This is a genomic window from Microvirga sp. VF16 (assembly GCF_016864375.1).
Lineage (GTDB): Bacteria > Pseudomonadota > Alphaproteobacteria > Rhizobiales > Beijerinckiaceae > Microvirga.
In genome coordinates this window covers 338,559-356,169 of sequence record NZ_CP069358.1, presented here as the reverse complement: position 1 = coordinate 356,169, position 17,611 = coordinate 338,559, and the positions used below count along the sequence as shown (strand labels likewise).

The following is a 17,611-nucleotide window of genomic DNA, read 5'->3' as shown; positions in this document are numbered from 1 at the left end:
GCCGATTGCAGGCGTAGCGGAGAATGAACTAACCCAGTGTCCGCGCAATCGGGGGAAGATCAAAGTGATCCTCGCCGGCATGGAGCGCCGCCGGCGCTGGTCGACCGATCAGAAGGCGCGGATCTCGAAGGAGGATGTCGGTGCAGGGCGGATCTTCGAGAGGGCGTCCACAAGCGTCAGGACTCGGATCCTAAGTCAACCTGCTGATTGTGTCTAGCAGATCCGGTGGAATGTCATTTTCTGTGCCATCAGCACCAGAATCCTCGGGGCTCTTGAAGCTAAGCCGAACCATCAAAAATCGAGAATCTATACTGCCGGGGAGCGAAGATCGCGCTGGACGTGCTGGCGCTTGCGCTAGAAGGTTGGTGTCTCCGGAAGATGCTACCAAGTCCGGCGGTGTCCAGACACGCTTTACCGACGAATTTGGCCGCGTCAGAACCATAATGGTTGTGCCCGATCCCTCTTCGACCGCTACAGCCACTGACTCCTTTTCGCTTGGAAAGGCGTTGGCGCACCGCGCCGCATCAAAACGCCCACCGACAACAAGCACCGGCGCAATCTCATGTGATATCGACTTCTCAAATACGAACTTCAGTACACCAGTAGCAACAAGCCTACGCCTACTGTCAGGATCGTTTCGCACAAACCAGAATGGAACAATATCTACCGGCGGCCATGTCTCCGTCGGACCTCTGAGGCGAGCAAAACGGTACCGCTCCGGTCTACGGTCGAACAAAGGACCTTCGATGTCTTCAAACTTTGGAGAGCCACCGACAACACTGAAGGCCTTACTGACGCTCGGTTCCCATCCACATTCTAGCAGCTTAACTGTCTGCGTATTCCATACGGCTAGGAAGTCTTGGGCTCCGCCGTTTGCCTGAACAGGCTCTGCCGCATACAACATCCCATATTGATTGTGCAGCATCTTCACGAGGCTATCTACTGCATGCCGTGTGCAATCCGCCAAAATGTAAACATCAAGTGCGAGTTCGGATATGAGCTCAGCCAATTGAGAAATACGCGAGGAGCTCTCCGCTGCAACCCGGTTTGCTTCTAGGAAGCCGATGTCGATATCTTGAACGGTCGTGTAGAGTTCAAAAATCTGTTTCAGAGGAATTGCACGTTGGTCGTAATCGCGACCGAGCCCGCCGAAGTAACCTCCCAACAAAGTGTCAGTGTGTTCGAACGCTGAAAGAGCTGCTATCGCATCACGTCGGTCAGACTCAATTTGAGTCCGACGTTCAAGATCAGCAGCTATTGCAGAAAGCTTGATAGCCAGATTCAGATAGTCAGCAGGGTGATCCCTCATGTCACGGGTACCCGCTGGCGCTGGTTCGGCTCCGAAGTGGAGGCCCACAACTTCCCAACGATTATTGAACACGGGGGCTCCTGAACTGCCACCTTCTGTGTCTGAAAGGTATTTGAGGAGGAGCCCCTGATCATCATCAAGCCGATTGTCTTGGATTGTCACACTTTTTGGATCACCATCGGGGTGATGAATCAAATTAGCTGGCTCGCCGCAGCTAATCTTGGAAGATCCTCGGGTTGCACGAACATGGCCAAACCTATGCTCCTCAGAGGACACGATCCGAACTATAGTATAATCTAGTCCGCCGTTTTCACAGGGTGGGCTCGCTATGAACAACTCGTCTGGCTTCAGCTTAAGAGTAACTTGTGCACGAGGTACATTGTCTGCGTCGAGTTCATAATTGAAAGTACAATTAGCCTTGGTCGCTGCCGTAGAGGTGGGAATAACATGATTGTTAGTTAGAAGTATATTCTGGGAAATTAGAAAACCGGTTCCGGGTCGATTGTCGCCTAAGTCAATTTTGCAAACGGCATGTCCCGCAGCCGTGCCACGCTCGAGCATTCCGAAAGGCAAAATGTCGTTCCGTCCGTTCTTACGTTCGAGCTTTAGGAGTTTTTTATCCTCCAGACCGCCCGCGACGGCATTCTTCGGCAACAGACGATTACGCCTGCTACGTTCACGGAATCTCGCCAGCTTTTTGATGGGTAAGTTTGAACTTTCGCTCGAGATCTTTGGCGTAGCCTCATAGAGTTTCTGGAAGTGTCCAGCATCAGGGCCTCGTGTGGTAGCCGCTGGTGTAAGCTTGCGTTTGGTCCTAGGTGGCTGTGGCATGATCCCACAAACCTACTTATTTATGTGCGGTGTGGGACTTGAGCCACCTGCCATAAATGCAGCTGTTGCTATGCTACGGGAAACAGCTTCGAGAGACGCGAGTGCATCAACTCTCCGGAAGGCAAGGTTGGTGTGAGTTACGTTGTCGTTCTCATCATCACCATCCACTACACGCGTCGAACTTGACCGCAGCCACTGGACAACATCGTCCACGGCAGGGAGTCGGTTGTGTGCTCTAAAGAAGAGTTCTTGGACAAGCAGCACAACTCCAGTGACAACCGGTGTTGCCTGACTCGTGCCATGTTGGATCGACTCACCGCGGTCGTTGCTAATGCCTGATGATCTAATCGGGGCTCCAGGGGCAAAGACGTCAGTTGCTGCCTCCCCCCCAACCGTCTCGTGCAGCCGCTGTGAAAACGGTGTAATACGATCTGCCGCAGTGGAGAACGCTTTTGCACCGCTGCCATAGGAGAACGAGCCTTCATCAAAGTCGTACACTGCACCCACGCTAACTGTTTCTCGGAAAATCGCGGGGTAACCCATTCCTTGTACACTGCCGTGGGTAAAATAGTCATTCCCGGCTGCAACGCAGCAAACGACGCCCTTTGCCTTCAGCGCCCTGATCCGCGCCTGTAAAGCGTCTAATGGAAAGCCTGTGTCGCTTACGTAATTTCCTGAATCCCCGAGAGACATGCAGACGGCGGATATGTTGTGGGTCTCTCCGTGGTCGAGAACCCACTGAAGTGCATCTTTGATAGCATCAAAGCTGCCACCTCCCGAATTGTGCAGGACCTTTAGCGGGATCACCTGAGAGTCAGGAGCTATCCCTATATGATCTTTGTTTGCGCAAATGATCCCGGCTACGTTCGTGCCATGACCGTTTTCATCAGCAGCGTTGTTCTGGTCGCCGCCATAATCGGAGGTAAAGTTTCGCTGTGCCGCAACGCGGCCTTTAAAGTCGATGTGGGTCGTTCGGAGTCCGGTGTCAAGCACCGCGACCGACAAGCCTTTACCGCTGACTTTGAAATGGTCCCGCCCCAACTTGGCGCGGATAAGACGATCTGCTTCCGGGATCTCAGTCAAAATTGGTTTGTCGCGCTGAACTGGCTTTTCGACCGGAGGTATATCCCGCGCAAATAGCGGTTCCAGGTCTGACATTTCTTGCTCCCAAGTATTTGATCATTTCTGTTCTAATCAAAACATCCAAGAGATCGGCAAAGTCTAGATGGTTGTGGTTAGATTGCATACCCAGATGTCAGGTTGGTCAATCTTCTCCAAATAGACGGCGCGATAGCTCACTATAGGCATTGACTACTACCTCAGCATTAAGAAGTTGGTTCTCTACATGAACTGGATCTGGCGGCCGACTGTCCCCTTTTTCGCTTCTTGTGGCTTGGTTTGGATCTGGTCCTAAGTCTTATACGAACGACTACGTACGAAGCTTAGATGTGCTCTGTCTGAAGTGCAATGCATGAGGTAGATTAACAACCCCTCATGTGGGTTTTGGCTGCAAGACAACGCGCTGCCTTGCAGAAAATTATCACTCTTTATGTGGAGGGTTGCTATGTCGTTCGGCTATTACGTGCAGGAACTAGAAAGTGTTGCAAGCGACTTCCATTACGAATTTAGCCATAGTTCGTTAGCGAGAATCCTTGATAGATTAGATCTATCAAAGTTAAGTAAGTTCTCGACAGAAGAAAGAGTCCTGTTTCTGAAGACTTTAGTGGAGCAAATCCCTGTAGGCGATGAGATGGCAGGCGGCCAAAAACCTTCAAAATATAGAATTCTGCATGAGTATGACGCCGATCAGGCGGTAGGTGGATTCGAAGAGCTATCAAAGGCTAAAACTCGTCAGAAGAACGTGATTAGAGCCATAGACATCTTTTGTGAGATTTTCCCAGGTGGTTGCCCTTGGCGTAAATAGATGAGGAGGATCCAACGTGGCACAGATATATAATCTGAAGATTATCTCAGAGTACAATAAATTTGTAGCTGGAATTGCGTCTGCTATTTTCGTGTACATACAGACGTTAACGACTGGCAGTTACTTAGGGATCAGAATTTCCGCAATGGTAGTTGCTGCTATCTGCATCGGAAGTTCGGTGCTGATAAATTGGCCATTATCTCGAATGAAAGAGGATATATATGAAGTTACGAGCTTAGGAAGTGCATCAATCCAGATGAAAGCCCTCTCAATATTCCTTTGGATCCAAACAATAAGTTTTGTGATTTCTGTACTCGTGTCTGCATATCTTGGAATAAGCACAATCAAGTAAGATTCGGATCTTAAGGGCTGCTGTTCTGAATAACGATTGAAGGTCCCCCATGTGCATGAACCTCGTAAGATGGACCTGCCCCATATTTGATCCACGGGCTATGCAACTTTCCGGGCCTGGTGAGTTTGTTGGGCGAAGGCGTTCGGCGTCAAGCCACCGAGCGCCGTATGTGGCCTAGTCTCATTGTAATCTCTCCTCCAGTCTGCGACCCGCTCCCGGGTGTCGGCCATTGATAAGAACTACGAGGCATTTGGACTTGCTTCGCTTAAGTGGAGAGCGGTTTGGTAGCTATCCGGCCAGCCTTTCGAACTGAACCGGACTGACATAGTCCAGTGTCGAATGACGCCGGACGGGATTGTAGAAGCCGTCGATGTAACGCCCAATCGCCGCCTTGGCCTCGGCTCTGGTCTGGAAAACGGTGCGCCAGACCAGTTCAGATTTCAAGGTCTTGAAGAAGGTCTCGACTACGGCATTGTCGAAGCAATTGCCTTTACCTGACATTGAGATCCGGATGCCGTGTTTCCTCAACTCGGCCTGATAGGCTGTCGAGCAATATTGACTGCCGCGGTCCGCGTGATGAGTTAGACCCTCACCGGGTCTGCGGAGCGCCAGCGCCTTGCGCAGCGCTTCCAGCGCCAGCTCCTTGTGCAGCCGGTCACTGACCGCCCAGCCAACCACCCGACGAGCGAAGAGATCGAGGACCACGGCCAGGTAGAGCCAGCCCTCACTGGTCCAGACGTACGAGATATCAGCGTTCCATTTCTGGTTCGGACGGTCGGCCGAGAAGTCCTACTCGAGCAAGTTGGGCGCGACCGCAAAAGCGTGATGGCTGTCGGTGGTGCGTTTGAACCGCCGTTTCTGCCGGGCCTTGAGCCCATTCTCGCGCATCAACCGAGCCGTCCGACGGCGCCCGATCGGCAGGCCCTGATCCTGCAGCTCGCGCGTCATCCGCGGGCTGCCATAGGTGCCATTCGACTCTCGAAAGGCGGACCGGACATGGGCAAGCAGCACCAGATCGTCGCGCTGACGCTGGCAGGCCGGACGACTTCGCCAGGCAAAGTACCCGCTCTGGCTCACCTCAAGAACTTGGCACAGGCGCTGGATGGGGAATTCCGCTTTCGCCGCATCGATGAACCTAAACCTCATCGACTTCCCTCCTTGGCGAAAAAAGCGGTGGCTTTCTTGAGGATGTCGCGCTCTTGGCGGAGCACCTCGTTCTCGCGACGGAGGCGCTTGAGTTCGTCCATGACGTCCTCATTGGGCGGCGTGGCTGACGCGGTCCGTGTGTCCTGGTGCTCTGCCATCCAGCGCCCGAGCGTTGAACGGTTCACCCCAAGATCGTCAGCGATTGCACGTTGGGAGCGCCCACTCGTCAAGGCGAGGCGGACGGCCTCATCCTGAAACTCTCTCGTAAAGCGGCTCTTCGGCATGGAGATCCTCCTGCTGCATACAGAATTCTCCACTTTTTCGATGCAAGTCCACTTGTGAAGTGCAGCCCGTCGATTGTGTTCGGATGGTCCATGTGCGAAGAAAATTCTACGAGCTGCACGTCTCGGACGCCTCCGTTGTAGCCAGGCAGACGCTGGAGCAGATGGCTTCGCTCTGGGCTCTGGAGGAGAGGGTTCGCGGTAAGCCCGCGATGACGCGCATGACGGCCCGCCAGGCGGAGTCGGCTGCTGTCGTGAGTGGGCTCTTCGCGCTGTGGGAAAAGGAACTGCCAAAGCTGTCGCGTAAGTCGAAGCTGGCCGAGGCGATACGCTATGCTCTCAGGCGCCGTGCCTCTCTTGAACGATTTTTGTCGGACGGACGCGTCGAGTTGGATTCCAACACGGTTGAGCGCGCCATCCGGCCTCAGACGATCACACGCAAGAACTCATTGTTCGCCGGCTCCGATGGCGGCGGCCGCACATGGGCGGCAATCGCCAGCCTGCTGACGACGGCCAAAATGAGTAACGTCGATCCGCACGCCTGGCTGACTCAGACGCTTGAGCGCATCGCCAACAGGTGGCCCAACCGCGAGATCGAGGCCCTCATGCCGTGGAACTATTGCCCCTGAACGGCATCAGCTACGCGCTTACTCTTGCGCCGGAGGCGGCGAGCGTAGTTTGGCCCGAACTTCAGCGCCCACCGGCGAACCGTCTCATAGGAGACGACGATGCCGCGCTCGAGCAGCATCCCCTCGACCAGACGCAAGCTCAGGGAAATCGGAAGTACAGCCAGACTGCACAAGCGATGATCTCAGGCACGAACCGATGGCGTTTGTAACTGATAGGCGTGGTCATACCCGCCCATCTACACGGATCACCCTCATCCCCGAGTCAACATGACAGCACCGTGCTGCTCAGAGGCTTCAACCAGTCCTACAACATGAGACGGCAGCGCGTGTTGAAGGGGCGATCACCGGATGAGGTCGTGCGAGGCCGACTGGCGGCCAAGACGAAGCGGGCCAATCTGCGCGCGAAGCCGCCCGATCCACACGTTTTGCCCGATGCCCTCGACGTCGTCGCTCACGCCAAGGAGGTCTCGCATCCAGACAGCCCCTTAAGGTCCAGGAACCTCTGGTAGGGCATAGAAGGGCAACCCAGCTTTGTCGAATGCGCCTCTAGCTAGAACTTCTTGTTGCTTGAGAACTTGAAGTTTGAGGATCAATTGCTGACGTTCATTCTCGCCAGGAGGGTGTGCTTGACTAAAGGCCTTCTTGGCGGCAACTGCCTCGCTATGCGCTGTCTCATACTTCTCACGAGTAGATGCCGCGGCGGAGATTAATGTTAGCTGCGCCTGGGCTGCTGCCGACTCATCGAACGCCTGAGCCACTCTCCCTTTGATGTAGGTTTCAACGGTCGCTTTCTGGTTACTGAGTGTCGAACCCAGCACTTTGGCAAAAGCGGACGGCTCTGCTACCTCAGTAATCTTGGCCTCAATGTTGACCGGGCCATATATGATATCCGTGTTCGGATCTCCCGGAGCTTGCGCTGACTTGGAAGGTCGAGTGGACCAGGGCAATCGCTCTCCTTCGTTTGGCTTAGCGGTTCGAATTTCGGATTCAGTCGCTTCTACTTGCATTGCCAGTGCAAGTAGACTCGTCCCATCAGCAGCACTTACTTTGATTTCAATGGTTACTTTGCGACGAGGTGTCCGAAACCATGTCGAGCTTGGGTCAAGAAACTTCTCATACTTCCATTGCGCTACTTTACCCGTGATTGCTGTCCCATCTATCGACTCAAGGAACTCAATCTGCGCAACTACTGGAGATTCCTTATATTCTTCATAATTCTCCATCTCTAATCCAGGTATAGGGTTCATTTTATCGTCTAGGATCCTAAGCGGCTTCGGGCCCACGTTCAGAGTTATGCACTTCAGCAAAAACTCGGGAGTAGTAGCTCTCGATCTGAGTGCAAATGCAGGTTCATAGGCGAGAATGGTGGAAGTTGAGTACTGATCCGGCGCGATCAATCGATCGCTGGCAGTCTTGATCACTGCACCTACTCCAGACGCAACGAGATCGGTAATGATTCCTGCCACGATTGTTGCGGATGGCGCTGCACTCGGCGTCAGCCGTGGTGTTACCTGAACCCATAGACGATGGTTGGCGTTTGGGTTGGTTATCATCCGGAGGTCTCCTAAAGCCCAAATTTTTCACAGCTAAAGGTGCGCTGGACCCGAATTGAGCATGACTTGGTTGTTGAGAGCGAGTAGTTGGCCCTGGGCATTGTCGTATGGATCGGATTATCCACACATTGAAAGCATCCATGGCCTGAATTCAAGCTATGCGGCGGATTCCACCCTTGTGAGGCCAAGCCAGAATGTGGTTCTCCAGCACCGCCTTGTTGCCGCCATCTCAGACGTCGTTGTAGTCGCGGGTCCTCGACAGGACGACACCTCCTCTCGTGAAGTCTTCAGCCCTTGGAAGCTCGAACATGTCCATTCCTAGGACGTCAGGCGGCGCGTCGCCGGGCGCGCTGAGGTCCCAATCGACATCAAAGATCCCAGCAAAGTAGGCTGCGATTCCGGCATGTTCGACCAGCAAGCTCGCCTCGCGGTTGGACAGAAGACCAGTGGTCGACCAGTTCTGTGATCCAAGCAGGACCCGTTCCTCGTCGACGACAATGAGCTTGTTGTGGCAGTGAACGAAGTGGCTGCGCGACAGGAAGCGGAAGTTGTCATCGAATGCGAGATCGAACCTCTCCATGGCTTCGAAGAACCTTGTCCGGTTGGCTCCGGTGAGGTATTTCGGCGAGACGATGATCCGGATTACAAGCTCGGGATTGGCCTCGCGCGCGCGGCTGATGTCATGAAGGAGCGCTTCGACCGCCTCTTGTCCGCCGCGGATGTATTGCTGCTCGATGCGAAGGCTGCGGGCCGCGGAGCGCAGCAGGCTTCTGAGGGTCGGGTGGAAGTTCTCGGGTGTCACCACTGGCGTGATCCGCACGGGGGCGGAAGGGGTGACGGTGAGACTCGAGAAGAGTTGCTCCGGCGCCTCGGGCGGCGCGGCCTCGAAGAAGGTTTCGCTAGCCGGGGAAGCCACAAGGGCGAGCATCGGCGGAGCCTCGTCTGGGCGCTCCCCGAGGGCGAGACGCATATCCCGCGCGACGAGGCTAGAGAAGAACGTGGCGAGGTCCCGCGAGTGGACGGCAAGGCCCATGTCGCGGTTCCCCGCCTGGAAGGCGCCGACGACGACGCCATCTCCTTCGTTGAACGGGACGCTGTTCTCGGACCAGTTGCCGCTTTGGATCATGACGATCTCGTCGTCCACGACAATGATCTTCTCGTGAGCATTGCCGAAATAGGCCACGGGATTGCCAGCGGAGGAGGACGGAGCCTTGACGCAGGTGGCTCCGAGGCTGCTCAGTTCCGAGAAAACGCCCGGGTCGTCGCTATGATTGGTGTCCAGCATTAGGGAAACTGAAACGCCGCGACGCATCGCGCGCTTGAGCAACTCCTTCATATAGTCTGCATTGAAGTCGTAGATGCCGATGACTATGGAGCGGCGGGCGCTGTCCAGAAGCTTCTTCGTGACCGCATAGGTCGAGTCCGGCGAGGCGTATGCCATGATCTTTCCCGAGACCATGCGCGGCAGGAATGTCTCATCGGGAAGCTTCGGGTAGGGAAGCAGCGCCGGCGGGGCCGCCTCTTCATCGATCTCGAGACCAGACCTTAAGGCTTCCGGCAACCGGGCGAGCTGTTCCTGCTCGGTCATGTCCCCGGCGACGCCGCTCGCGGCAAGTGTTGCGGCACCGCGGCTGCCAAGAGGCAGGCCAATCGGAACGGCGGCTGCAGGTGCGGCCGCTGCGACGGCCGGCGGCTGGGCAGCGTGTTTGCAGCCCTCGAACGGCTGCGCGGTGCTCGCTCCAATCCTCGTCGCCAATCCTTCGAGCTTGATCGTGACGAAGTCGGCGATCTGTCCGCCGAACTCAATTGGCCTGCCGGCGATCTTAATGTCGCCAACCACGTAACCCCGCTCGGGAGGCACCTCGTAGACGGCGCGGACAGGATACTCGCCGACGCCGCGGACGAACCTCCAGAAGCTGCGCGCATCCACGCCGTCCGGCGTCATCCATCCGATTGGGTTGAACTCGTGGAAATAGAGGCCGACTGGATTGTTGAGGGTGATGTCCGCTTTCTGTCTTGCGAGGGCATTGACCTGCTCGCCGATGAAGGGGTCGCTGTTACGGCCCGGTGCGCCGTAGGCTGAGCAGAGGATCAGCTCCTGGGCTCCGGTGATTTCGTCCCCGTTGCGGACTCGGCGGATGGTGGCGGCAGCCCCAAGCTCGATTTCGGCGCCCAGCGTGTTGGCGGCTTGGATGAGGTGCATGGCGCCGTCCGCCGTCGTACTATTGTAGCGGTTCTGACGGTTGTACCGGCCGTTGACGAAGAGATCTTCCGATCTCACGGCCGGCGAGACGAATTCGCGGTAGAGCGCGACCACTTTATCTGGATTCAGGCTTGCGAGGATCTCCCAGTATTCCGGTCCTTCGCAGGTGAAGGTCACACGGGTGATCTTCCGAGTTGCCGGATCGCGCGTCACGCTCCACTCGCAGTATTCATCCTGGAGGTTGCGGTCGGCGTCCGCCCGGCGCCAGCGTTGCGTGTCGCTCAACGACGAGTTCCTGACTTGGCGGGGGAAGGCGTTCCAGGCAATCACGGCAACCTGGGCGCCGGGGCCGGGCGGATGGGTCAGTGGGTTGAAGAACTGCGTTCGTGGGCCGTCGTTCTCCTCGGGGCTGCCTTCGCGGGCGCGGTTGAGCCAATTGGAGACGATCCGACTCCACTCGTCCTTCTCGGCCTCGCTGAAGTCGTCGAGGAAGCCCGGCGGATCGAAGCGTATCACGGCATGTCTCCTTGCTCGAGGGAACAGATCAATCGACTGGGACGGCGCATCCCTCTTCGTTCATGCGAAGGGGCGGGGCATCGCCGGCGATGTTTGTCAGCGGGGTGGTGAGGGCGAACTCTGCCAGGGGACGGCGGCGGAAGCGGCGGCGGCGGAACTCTGCGAGGCGAAACCAGCCGTCGACAACGTCCGGATCCGCCATGCCGGTTCGAAGCGCCGAGAAGTAGGCGGTGATCCGCGCGATGAAGGCGTTTTCGAAGTCGGGCGTTTCCCAGTTCACAAGGAACTCCTGCTCGGGGCAGTCAGGACGATCGGTGCCATTTGCGCCGCCGGCGATGGCCTTCCGCAGGGCCTCGACGAACTCGGCCTCCATGGTCGCGGGTGGGTCGGCGCCACGGGCCTCCTCGGGGACGTAATGCAGAAGGGCCGCGCGCCGGCTGGAGAAGACTGGGTTGGAAAAGTCCGTCATCGAAAGGGCCGCAAGGAACCGCTTGGAGAGTAGTCCCTTCTGGATCATTGCCTCGGCCAGTTGCGTGTCCTCGAAGGCCGGCTCCGGCGTGAGGAAGGCAAACTGCACGTCACCTTCGACGCGCATAGATCCGTCTGACCGGTGGACGTCGTAGCGGCGCAGGCAGTCCCGGTAGAGCCGACCGGGAATGACAATCTCAGCGATCACCGGATCGTCCGGAACGAGGCTGAGGGTGTCGAAGAGCGTGTCGCGGTTAATGAAGAACGAGAGCGGCGGGCGGAGAGGGACATCATCCATCACGAGGTGGCTCACCGTCTCTGAACTTGCCAAGTTAACAGTCGTGTCCATGACGACTTGGCGCAGGAAATGGCGAATGTCGCGCCACACGCCGTCCTCGCCGACTGCCTTGCGGACACGGCTGTCGTTCCACCGCCGGATGGCGGGGCGCACGACCTCGGTTTCCAGCCTCTCCGCCGTCACGCGCTGCTGAAAGAGAGGCTCGTAGCGCAGCGGGTCATGGGGCGCGAGCGCCTCGGCGTTGATTCCCGCTTGCGGGGCATGCCAATGGATCCACGGCGCGCGGAGCTCCTTCATGACCATGGAGCCGTTCACGTGGCTGTCGAATGGACCCTTTCCCCGTGTTCCCGACGCGAGGGCGTGCGGCGACATGCCGGCCCAGAAGAATGTCCCCTTCAGCCGTTCATAGTAGTGGAACACCTCGTGGGCTGCGTCCCAGCCTATGATCTGCAGGAATGCGCCGTCTGCCTCCGAGGCTATGGCGGTACTCGCCGAGACGAGTAGGGTGAACTCGCCGCGCCCGCGCGCAACGACGAAGCGGAACGACCGCTGGAGAGTATCCGTCTCGGGCGTCCAGGGAATGTGACCGCCGTCCGCCACCAGGAAAACGAGCTGGTCAGGAAGGGCCTCTGGCGTACCATCGAGTCCATTCAGCGCTTGCAGGAGTTGATTCAAGCTCAGAGGGAAAGGCTGCCCGGAGCGCAAGAGGCGACCAAGCGGATCTGCGAGCATCACGAGCTCGTCCGGCTGCATGGAGCGGGCTTCCTGGTCGAGGCCGATCACCCTGCGGTAGAGCGTGTTGGGCTGTGGCGGAGCAGCCGGAGCCGCGGTCGGACCTGCTGCTGCACCCCGGTGATATGGGTAGTTCCGCGTCGGGAACCGTTGCTCCTCCCTTAGGACTCTCAATTTTATCACCCCCGTTAGGCGGGCCAGATCGGATGCTGCGGTTGCAGCCTCGGGATAGTGCCGAAGGTTAGGGGACGGTGCCTCGGTAAAGTGCTGACGGCGACCGGTCGCTCCCTTCGATGTCGGTTCGGTCAGCAGGTCGGTTGCCGTTGCCGGCAGCGACGCAAACGATGCAACCGTCCGCGATAGCTGCCCGGATGGCCCGGTGAATGGAAGGTACTTGTTCGTAGTTCCCTCCGGATACGGTCTGCACCTCGAGGATGACGACTTTGCGTCGGCCTCCGGAGTCGCTACGACGGACAAAATCGAGCGCTTCGGCCCATGGCTCCTCGAAGACTCTCTGGCCGGGGCCGCTGTCGCCCTGAATCGCCCAGAGCTCAGCCTCCGGCGCGATGCCGGCCATGCCGGCGCTGTCGCCGCGCGCGCCGGCGAGGCCCAGAACCGCCGTCCCATGCGCGGCGTTCGCGCCCTGCGTTACGTCGCTGCCACCGTCGACGGCATTGTAGGTTCGCCGCACTGCGGAGCGCAGGTCCTGGTGGGAAGTGCGGAAACCCCAGTCGATGTCGGCGAGCACGACGTCGGTTCCGCGGGCGAAGCGCCAGGCCTGCGGCACGCGGGTCCGGTGCAAGTACCATTGCCACTCGAGCCCCGTATTCGGGTCGGGAGACACCGGCTCGGGAAAGGGACCGATCAACGGATCGGACGGCAGCGGAGCGGCTGCGGCGAGCGTGGGTGGCGCTGCCTTCGGCACCGGCACGGCCCGAGTCACCTCGGGCAGGCGCCCGAGGGCGGCGGTGACTTTGCTCGGTGGCGTGCCCGGTGGGAACCGCAGGCGAACAAAGCTGGCCAAGGGCGGCAATCTTTCGAGCGTGCCCGCCTGCTCCGGCGACGCCACGCCGCTCGCGGCGGCCGCCCTGAGCGCTGCGGTTCGGGCTTCGTCGGCCTGGATCTGTCCGCTTGAGAAAACCTGCCTCGCGTCGCGGACACCGAACTCGCTGAGAACGGCTCCAAGCCCTGAATTGGGGGCGGCGCCTCCCAAGTTGGCCATGAACCCAGCAACATTGCCCGAGAGTGCTGACGCGAGACCGGCAGCACCCGGTGCGAACTCGACCTCCACAACTAGATCTTCACTCGGCGGCACGTCGGCGGGACTGCTCGCGCCCGAAACGTGGGAGCCGCTGCTCTGGGCAGGAATGAAGGGCGCACCAGCCCCAGTGGTGTCTAGGCTGGGGCCTCCACCTGTGGGGCTCCGCGTATTATCTCCGCCACCTACCATGGACGCCTCCCTTCAGGCTGAACTGTGTTAGGGAAGTCCAAACTACTTTACTGTGACGCTATGCTCCGCGGCCAGCGCGCTTCGCTGCCCAGCTCAAAGCCTGTGAGGCTTTGCATTGATCTTTTCCGCAGAGGATACGACCGCCTTTTTCAACTAAAAAGCTTTACACTCAAGTGTGTGGGAAGAATGCCTTATCTACATGTAGTGGCATGATACCCCTGATGGTCCGCGGCATACATTGCAACCACGATGAATTCTGCTGCGCTGCCGCGCGGTGCGCTTCTGATCTTTGGTGGATCATCCGGAAGGGTCTGATCATACCGTTCTTTATTGATCCGGCTTGGGTACTCTTGAAATCTGCGGCTGGGTAATCCAGTTTGGCGGGATGAAACATGTCGATATGCGCAAGCTGCCAGCAGCAGCGCAAGAGGAGCGTCGGCGGCAGGTCATCGGCTTGCGTGAGAGCGGCCTGACCTATGAGGCCATTGCCGCCCAGGTGGGCCTGACCCGGACCGGCGTGTTCGATATCTGCCGCCGCTTCGCCGCGCAGGGCCTGACCGGATTGGCCAGCGGGCCGCGCGGCCCGGCTCTCGGCACGGGGCGATTTCTCGCGGCCGAGCAGGAAGGGCAGGTCCGCGCTCTGATCAGACGGCACACGCCCGACGACTCGGCCTGCCCTTCGCCCTGTGGAGCCGGGCGGCGATGCGGATGCTGATCGAGCGGCATTGTGGAGTCCGGCTGGCGGTGCGTACCACCGGCACCTATCTGGCGCGCTGGGGCTTCACGGCCCAGAAGCCGCTCCGACGGGCCTACGAGCAGTCACCGAAAGCGGTGCGGCGCTGGCTGCGGCAGGACTATCCGGCCATCGTGGCGCAAGCCAAGGGTGAGAAGGGCACGGTCTTCTGGGGGACTACACCGTGCGCTCGGACGATGGGCGCGGCCGCAGCTTCGCCCTACGGGGCCGGACGCCTGTCGTGTGCCCGAGTCACAAGCGCGCGCGGCTGGGCTTGATCTCGGCTGTGACCAACAAGGGCGAATTGCGCTGGATGGTGCTCAATGGCGCCGTCAAAGCCCCGGGCCTGATCCGTTTTCCCGGGCGGCTGATCCAGGAGGCCAACGGCAAGGTGTTTCTGATCTGGGATAACCTGCCGGTCCATCGGGCCCGGGCGGTGCAGGGCTGGTTAGCCGCGCGCACGCAGCAGATCGAGGTCTTCTCCCTACCCTCCTATAGCCCTGAGCTGAACCCGGACGAGGGCCTGAACGCCGACCTGAAGCACGCCGTGACCCGCAAGCCGCCGGCCCGCAGCAAGCCCGAACTCAAGCGCGTCGTCATCAGCCACATGCGCCGGCTTGCCAAGTTGCCCGACCGGATCCGCCGCTACTTTGGGCATCCATCTTTCCGTTATGCCGCGTAGTTCAAGATCACCCAAACCGGATCAATAATACTATCCTGGCGGCTCGGTGTCTTGCGCCGGAGGCGGCGAGCGTAGTTTGGCCCGAACTTCAGCGCCCACCGGCGAACCGTCTCATAGGAGACGACGATGCCGCGCTCGAGCAGCATCCCCTCGACCAGACGCAAGCTCAGGGAAATCGGAAGTACAGCCAGACTGCACAAGCGATGATCTCAGGCACGAACCGATGGCGTTTGTAACTGATAGGCGTGGTCATACCCGCCCATCTACACGGATCACCCTCATCCCCGAGTCAACGTGACAACGCCCTCGCCTGACCTGTGTCAAGAGTTGCAACGAAACCCGTAGCTCGCACTATGCTATTATACTTCTGCGTTAGTGCAAAAGTATGAGAGGCTGACTGAAAAAGGTTGAGTGGCCTCAAGGCCCTGTGATTCCGTCGGATTTGCAAAGATTCGATGGAGGTCACGATGGTTTGGACCGAGGCCACTCGCCGACAGTATCGGCGGGATGGACTGCGCTATGCAAGCAATCTCACAGATGCCGAATGGGCGCTGGTCGAGCCGTTCATGCCCGCCGCCCGGCGGATCGGGCGTCCGCGTATGACCTGCCTGCGGGCCGTGGCCGATGCCATTCTCTATCTCGCCTCGACCGGGTGCCAATGGCGCCAGCTGCCAAAGGAGTTTCCGCCCTATTCGACCGTGCAAGGATACTTCTATGCCTGGTCACGCGACGGCACCTTTGAGCGGATCAACCATGCTCTCGTGGCCGCCTCGCGCGAGAGGGCCGGCCGCGAGGCGAGCCCCTCGGCCGGCGTGATCGACAGCCAGTCCGTGAAGACCACCGAAGCCGGCGGCCCGCGCGGCTTTGATGCCGGCAAGAAGATCAAGGGCCGCAAGCGCCACATCATCACCGACACGCAGGGCCATCTCGTCGGGTTAAGGGTTCATCCCGCCGAGATCCAGGACCGGGACGGAGCCGTAGAGGTGCTGACGTCCGTCCGCACCCTCTATCCGTGGCTGCGCCATGTCTTTGCCGATGGCGGCTACGCGGGCGACAAGTTGCGCGACGACATCGCCGCTCTCGGGCACTGGACGATCGAGATCATCAAACGCTCGGATGCGGTCAAAGGCTTTGCGGTTCTCAAGCGCCGCTGGGTCGTGGAGCGAACCTTCGGTTGGCTTGGACGCTGCCGCCGCCTGGCCAAGGACTTTGAAGCCTCTATTGAAAGTGCGGTGGCATGGGTCTTCATCGCCCATATCCGGATGCTGACCAGACGGCTCGCAAGGACCTGAAAGACCACATGTCTTTTTGAGTCAGCCTCTGAGCCCCTCCAAGTCAGTGGATCGCACAATTTACCATATACTATTGTTGAATACTTGCTGCGCTGACTATGCTGCTCTGTCCAAAATATGCAAGATGCTACAGGTGCCGGGGGAGCTCGATATGAAGAATGTTTCTCGTGTACTTGTCTGGCCTCTTTTGGCTCTAATCGTCGGGGGATGTCAGACTACCGTTCCGAAGTTGCCAGCGGTCGCTGCAGTTGAGAGTTACATCTCGGAGTGCTCAGCAGCCAGTTCACTTGGTGTAAGCCCGCGTGCCTATGCGATAGCAGGTTTCGCTTACGTAGAGCAGCAATGCGACGGGTTCTTCGACAGTATTGCCTCACTAGGGCAGCAAACCGGGTTCATAAATGATGTGCTGGTTGCCGCGATACCGTCGCTCAATGCATTCCTGCAAGCCGCGAAGGCGCATGCAAGTACAATCACCAAGATCTCAACAGGTCTGGCCTTGGCGACCATAACAGTCGACGCTTTCGCCCGTAACTATGCCTACTCGCCTGTACTCTTTCAGATCCGGTCAGCAGTCAAGGATTCGTTCATAAAGGCACAAACGGACCTGCTTGCGCCCCTGTCCGACGAAGTTGGGAGCTCAACCGGTCAATACTGCGCAGCACACTATGCTGTGCAGAGATATGCAAGCTATTGCTCAATTGCCAACATTCAATCACTTGTTCAATCAGCTCTCATTAATGCGAGAGTTGGCGAGAGATCTACAAGTCAGGTCGGAGCCAGGAGTGAGAGCGCACCACGCATTGCCAGTGGCAGACTCTTTATACGGCGACTGGAGACACCCCTCCCAAAGGCACCGAACCTGACGGTGTCTCCGAATTAGGCGCGGTACTTGCATTCGCCGTAACAACCGGGCGTGGAGAACCTGCTTCGGCGCACGCGCATGTTTTCCTTAGGTTGAGGTTGCGACCAAGAGGATGAAAGGTTTCAAACTGGATGCAGATCGCCTTCCTATCTAACAAGTGGGGATTAGTACATCAAATGCTGATGCCCCTAGTGTGGGCGGCGATCACGTTGACGCCGCCTGTTTGTGGTTCTTGGGACCGTGGGGCGAAGGTCTTTATCTGATACTCAAGTGAATCCTGATGTGTGGAACCAAAAATGCGAGGCTCGCTTTGGTGATTGATCTGCGCGGGTGCTGTCACGTTAACCAGC

Annotated in this window: 9 protein-coding genes and 6 pseudogenes; 5 read left to right on the top strand and 10 right to left on the bottom strand. The window is 58.3% G+C overall.

Annotation, left to right across the window (positions count from 1 at the left end; genetic code table 11):
* Window positions 1-190 precede the first annotated feature (190 nt).
* Window positions 191-1,963, bottom strand: a complete 1,773-nt coding sequence (locus tag JO965_RS44505; protein ID WP_203447529.1) for a serine protease — start codon at window positions 1,961-1,963, stop codon at window positions 191-193.
* Window positions 1,964-2,152: 189 nt separating this feature from the next.
* Complete coding sequence (locus JO965_RS44500; protein ID WP_203447528.1) at window positions 2,153-3,298, bottom strand: S8 family serine peptidase; 1,146 nt, start codon at window positions 3,296-3,298, stop codon at window positions 2,153-2,155.
* A gap of 406 nt (window positions 3,299-3,704) precedes the next feature.
* On the opposite strand from JO965_RS44500, the gene JO965_RS44495 reads away from it, so the two are divergent.
* Window positions 3,705-4,064, top strand: a complete 360-nt coding sequence (locus tag JO965_RS44495; protein WP_203447527.1) for a hypothetical protein — start codon at window positions 3,705-3,707, stop codon at window positions 4,062-4,064.
* Between the two features lie 450 nt (window positions 4,065-4,514).
* On the opposite strand, the pseudogene JO965_RS44490 reads toward JO965_RS44495, so the two are convergent.
* Window positions 4,515-4,655 (bottom strand): annotated as a pseudogene (locus JO965_RS44490) (integrase core domain-containing protein); the annotation flags it as partial.
* Window positions 4,656-4,704: 49 nt separating this feature from the next.
* A pseudogene (locus JO965_RS44485) lies at window positions 4,705-5,846 on the bottom strand (IS3 family transposase).
* Between the two features lie 89 nt (window positions 5,847-5,935).
* Between JO965_RS44485 and JO965_RS44480 the strand changes: the two are divergent.
* Window positions 5,936-6,472, top strand: a pseudogene (locus JO965_RS44480) (transposase); the annotation flags it as partial.
* 20 nt (window positions 6,473-6,492) lie between these two features.
* Here JO965_RS44480 and JO965_RS44475 read toward each other — a convergent pair.
* Window positions 6,493-6,698, bottom strand: a pseudogene (locus tag JO965_RS44475) (IS6 family transposase); the annotation flags it as partial.
* Between the two features lie 52 nt (window positions 6,699-6,750).
* On the opposite strand from JO965_RS44475, the gene JO965_RS44470 reads away from it, so the two are divergent.
* Window positions 6,751-6,981 carry a hypothetical protein gene (locus tag JO965_RS44470; RefSeq protein ID WP_203447526.1) on the top strand — a complete coding sequence of 77 codons (231 nt, stop codon included), beginning with the start codon at window positions 6,751-6,753 and terminating at the stop codon, window positions 6,979-6,981.
* Here the strand turns inward: JO965_RS44470 and JO965_RS44465 are convergent.
* The 4 genes from JO965_RS44465 to JO965_RS44450 all read right to left on the bottom strand — a co-directional run bounded on the left by JO965_RS44465 (window position 6,958) and on the right by JO965_RS44450 (window position 13,692).
* On the bottom strand, window positions 6,958-8,025 hold the full coding sequence (locus tag JO965_RS44465; protein WP_203447525.1) for a hypothetical protein: 1,068 nt from the start codon (window positions 8,023-8,025) through the stop codon (window positions 6,958-6,960). The two genes, JO965_RS44470 and JO965_RS44465, sit on opposite strands and share 24 nt — an antisense overlap.
* A 229-nt stretch (window positions 8,026-8,254) precedes the next feature.
* A complete protein-coding gene (locus JO965_RS44460) occupies window positions 8,255-10,744 on the bottom strand; it encodes a phosphatidylserine/phosphatidylglycerophosphate/cardiolipin synthase family protein (protein WP_203447524.1) in 2,490 nt (829 codons plus the stop codon).
* A 28-nt stretch (window positions 10,745-10,772) separates the two neighbouring features.
* Window positions 10,773-12,416, bottom strand: a complete 1,644-nt coding sequence (locus JO965_RS44455; RefSeq protein ID WP_203447523.1) for a hypothetical protein — start codon at window positions 12,414-12,416, stop codon at window positions 10,773-10,775.
* A 67-nt stretch (window positions 12,417-12,483) separates the two neighbouring features.
* Entirely contained in the window at window positions 12,484-13,692 is a 1,209-nt protein-coding gene (locus tag JO965_RS44450; protein ID WP_203447522.1) for a S8 family serine peptidase, read from the bottom strand.
* A 385-nt stretch (window positions 13,693-14,077) separates the two neighbouring features.
* Here JO965_RS44450 and JO965_RS44445 point away from each other — a divergent pair.
* Window positions 14,078-15,107: pseudogene (locus JO965_RS44445) on the top strand (IS630 family transposase).
* A gap of 32 nt (window positions 15,108-15,139) precedes the next feature.
* On the opposite strand, the pseudogene JO965_RS44440 reads toward JO965_RS44445, so the two are convergent.
* Window positions 15,140-15,360: pseudogene (locus JO965_RS44440) on the bottom strand (IS6 family transposase); the annotation flags it as partial.
* Window positions 15,361-15,574: 214 nt separating this feature from the next.
* On the opposite strand from JO965_RS44440, the gene JO965_RS44435 reads away from it, so the two are divergent.
* Window positions 15,575-16,399, top strand: coding sequence for an IS5 family transposase (locus tag JO965_RS44435; RefSeq protein WP_203447521.1), 825 nt, complete (start codon window positions 15,575-15,577; stop codon window positions 16,397-16,399).
* Window positions 16,400-17,611: the final 1,212 nt, after the last annotated feature.

Excerpts from the sequence above, each read along its gene's own strand:
- JO965_RS44435 (WP_203447521.1), top strand. The coding sequence starts at position 15,575 with ATGGTTTGGACCGAGGCCACTCGCCGACAGTATCGGCGGGATGGACTG.
- JO965_RS44495 (WP_203447527.1), top strand. The coding sequence starts at position 3,705 with ATGTCGTTCGGCTATTACGTGCAGGAACTAGAAAGTGTTGCAAGCGAC.
- JO965_RS44465 (WP_203447525.1), bottom strand. The coding sequence starts at position 8,025 with ATGATAACCAACCCAAACGCCAACCATCGTCTATGGGTTCAGGTAACA.
- JO965_RS44500 (WP_203447528.1), bottom strand. The coding sequence starts at position 3,298 with ATGTCAGACCTGGAACCGCTATTTGCGCGGGATATACCTCCGGTCGAA.
- JO965_RS44450 (WP_203447522.1), bottom strand. The coding sequence starts at position 13,692 with ATGGTAGGTGGCGGAGATAATACGCGGAGCCCCACAGGTGGAGGCCCC.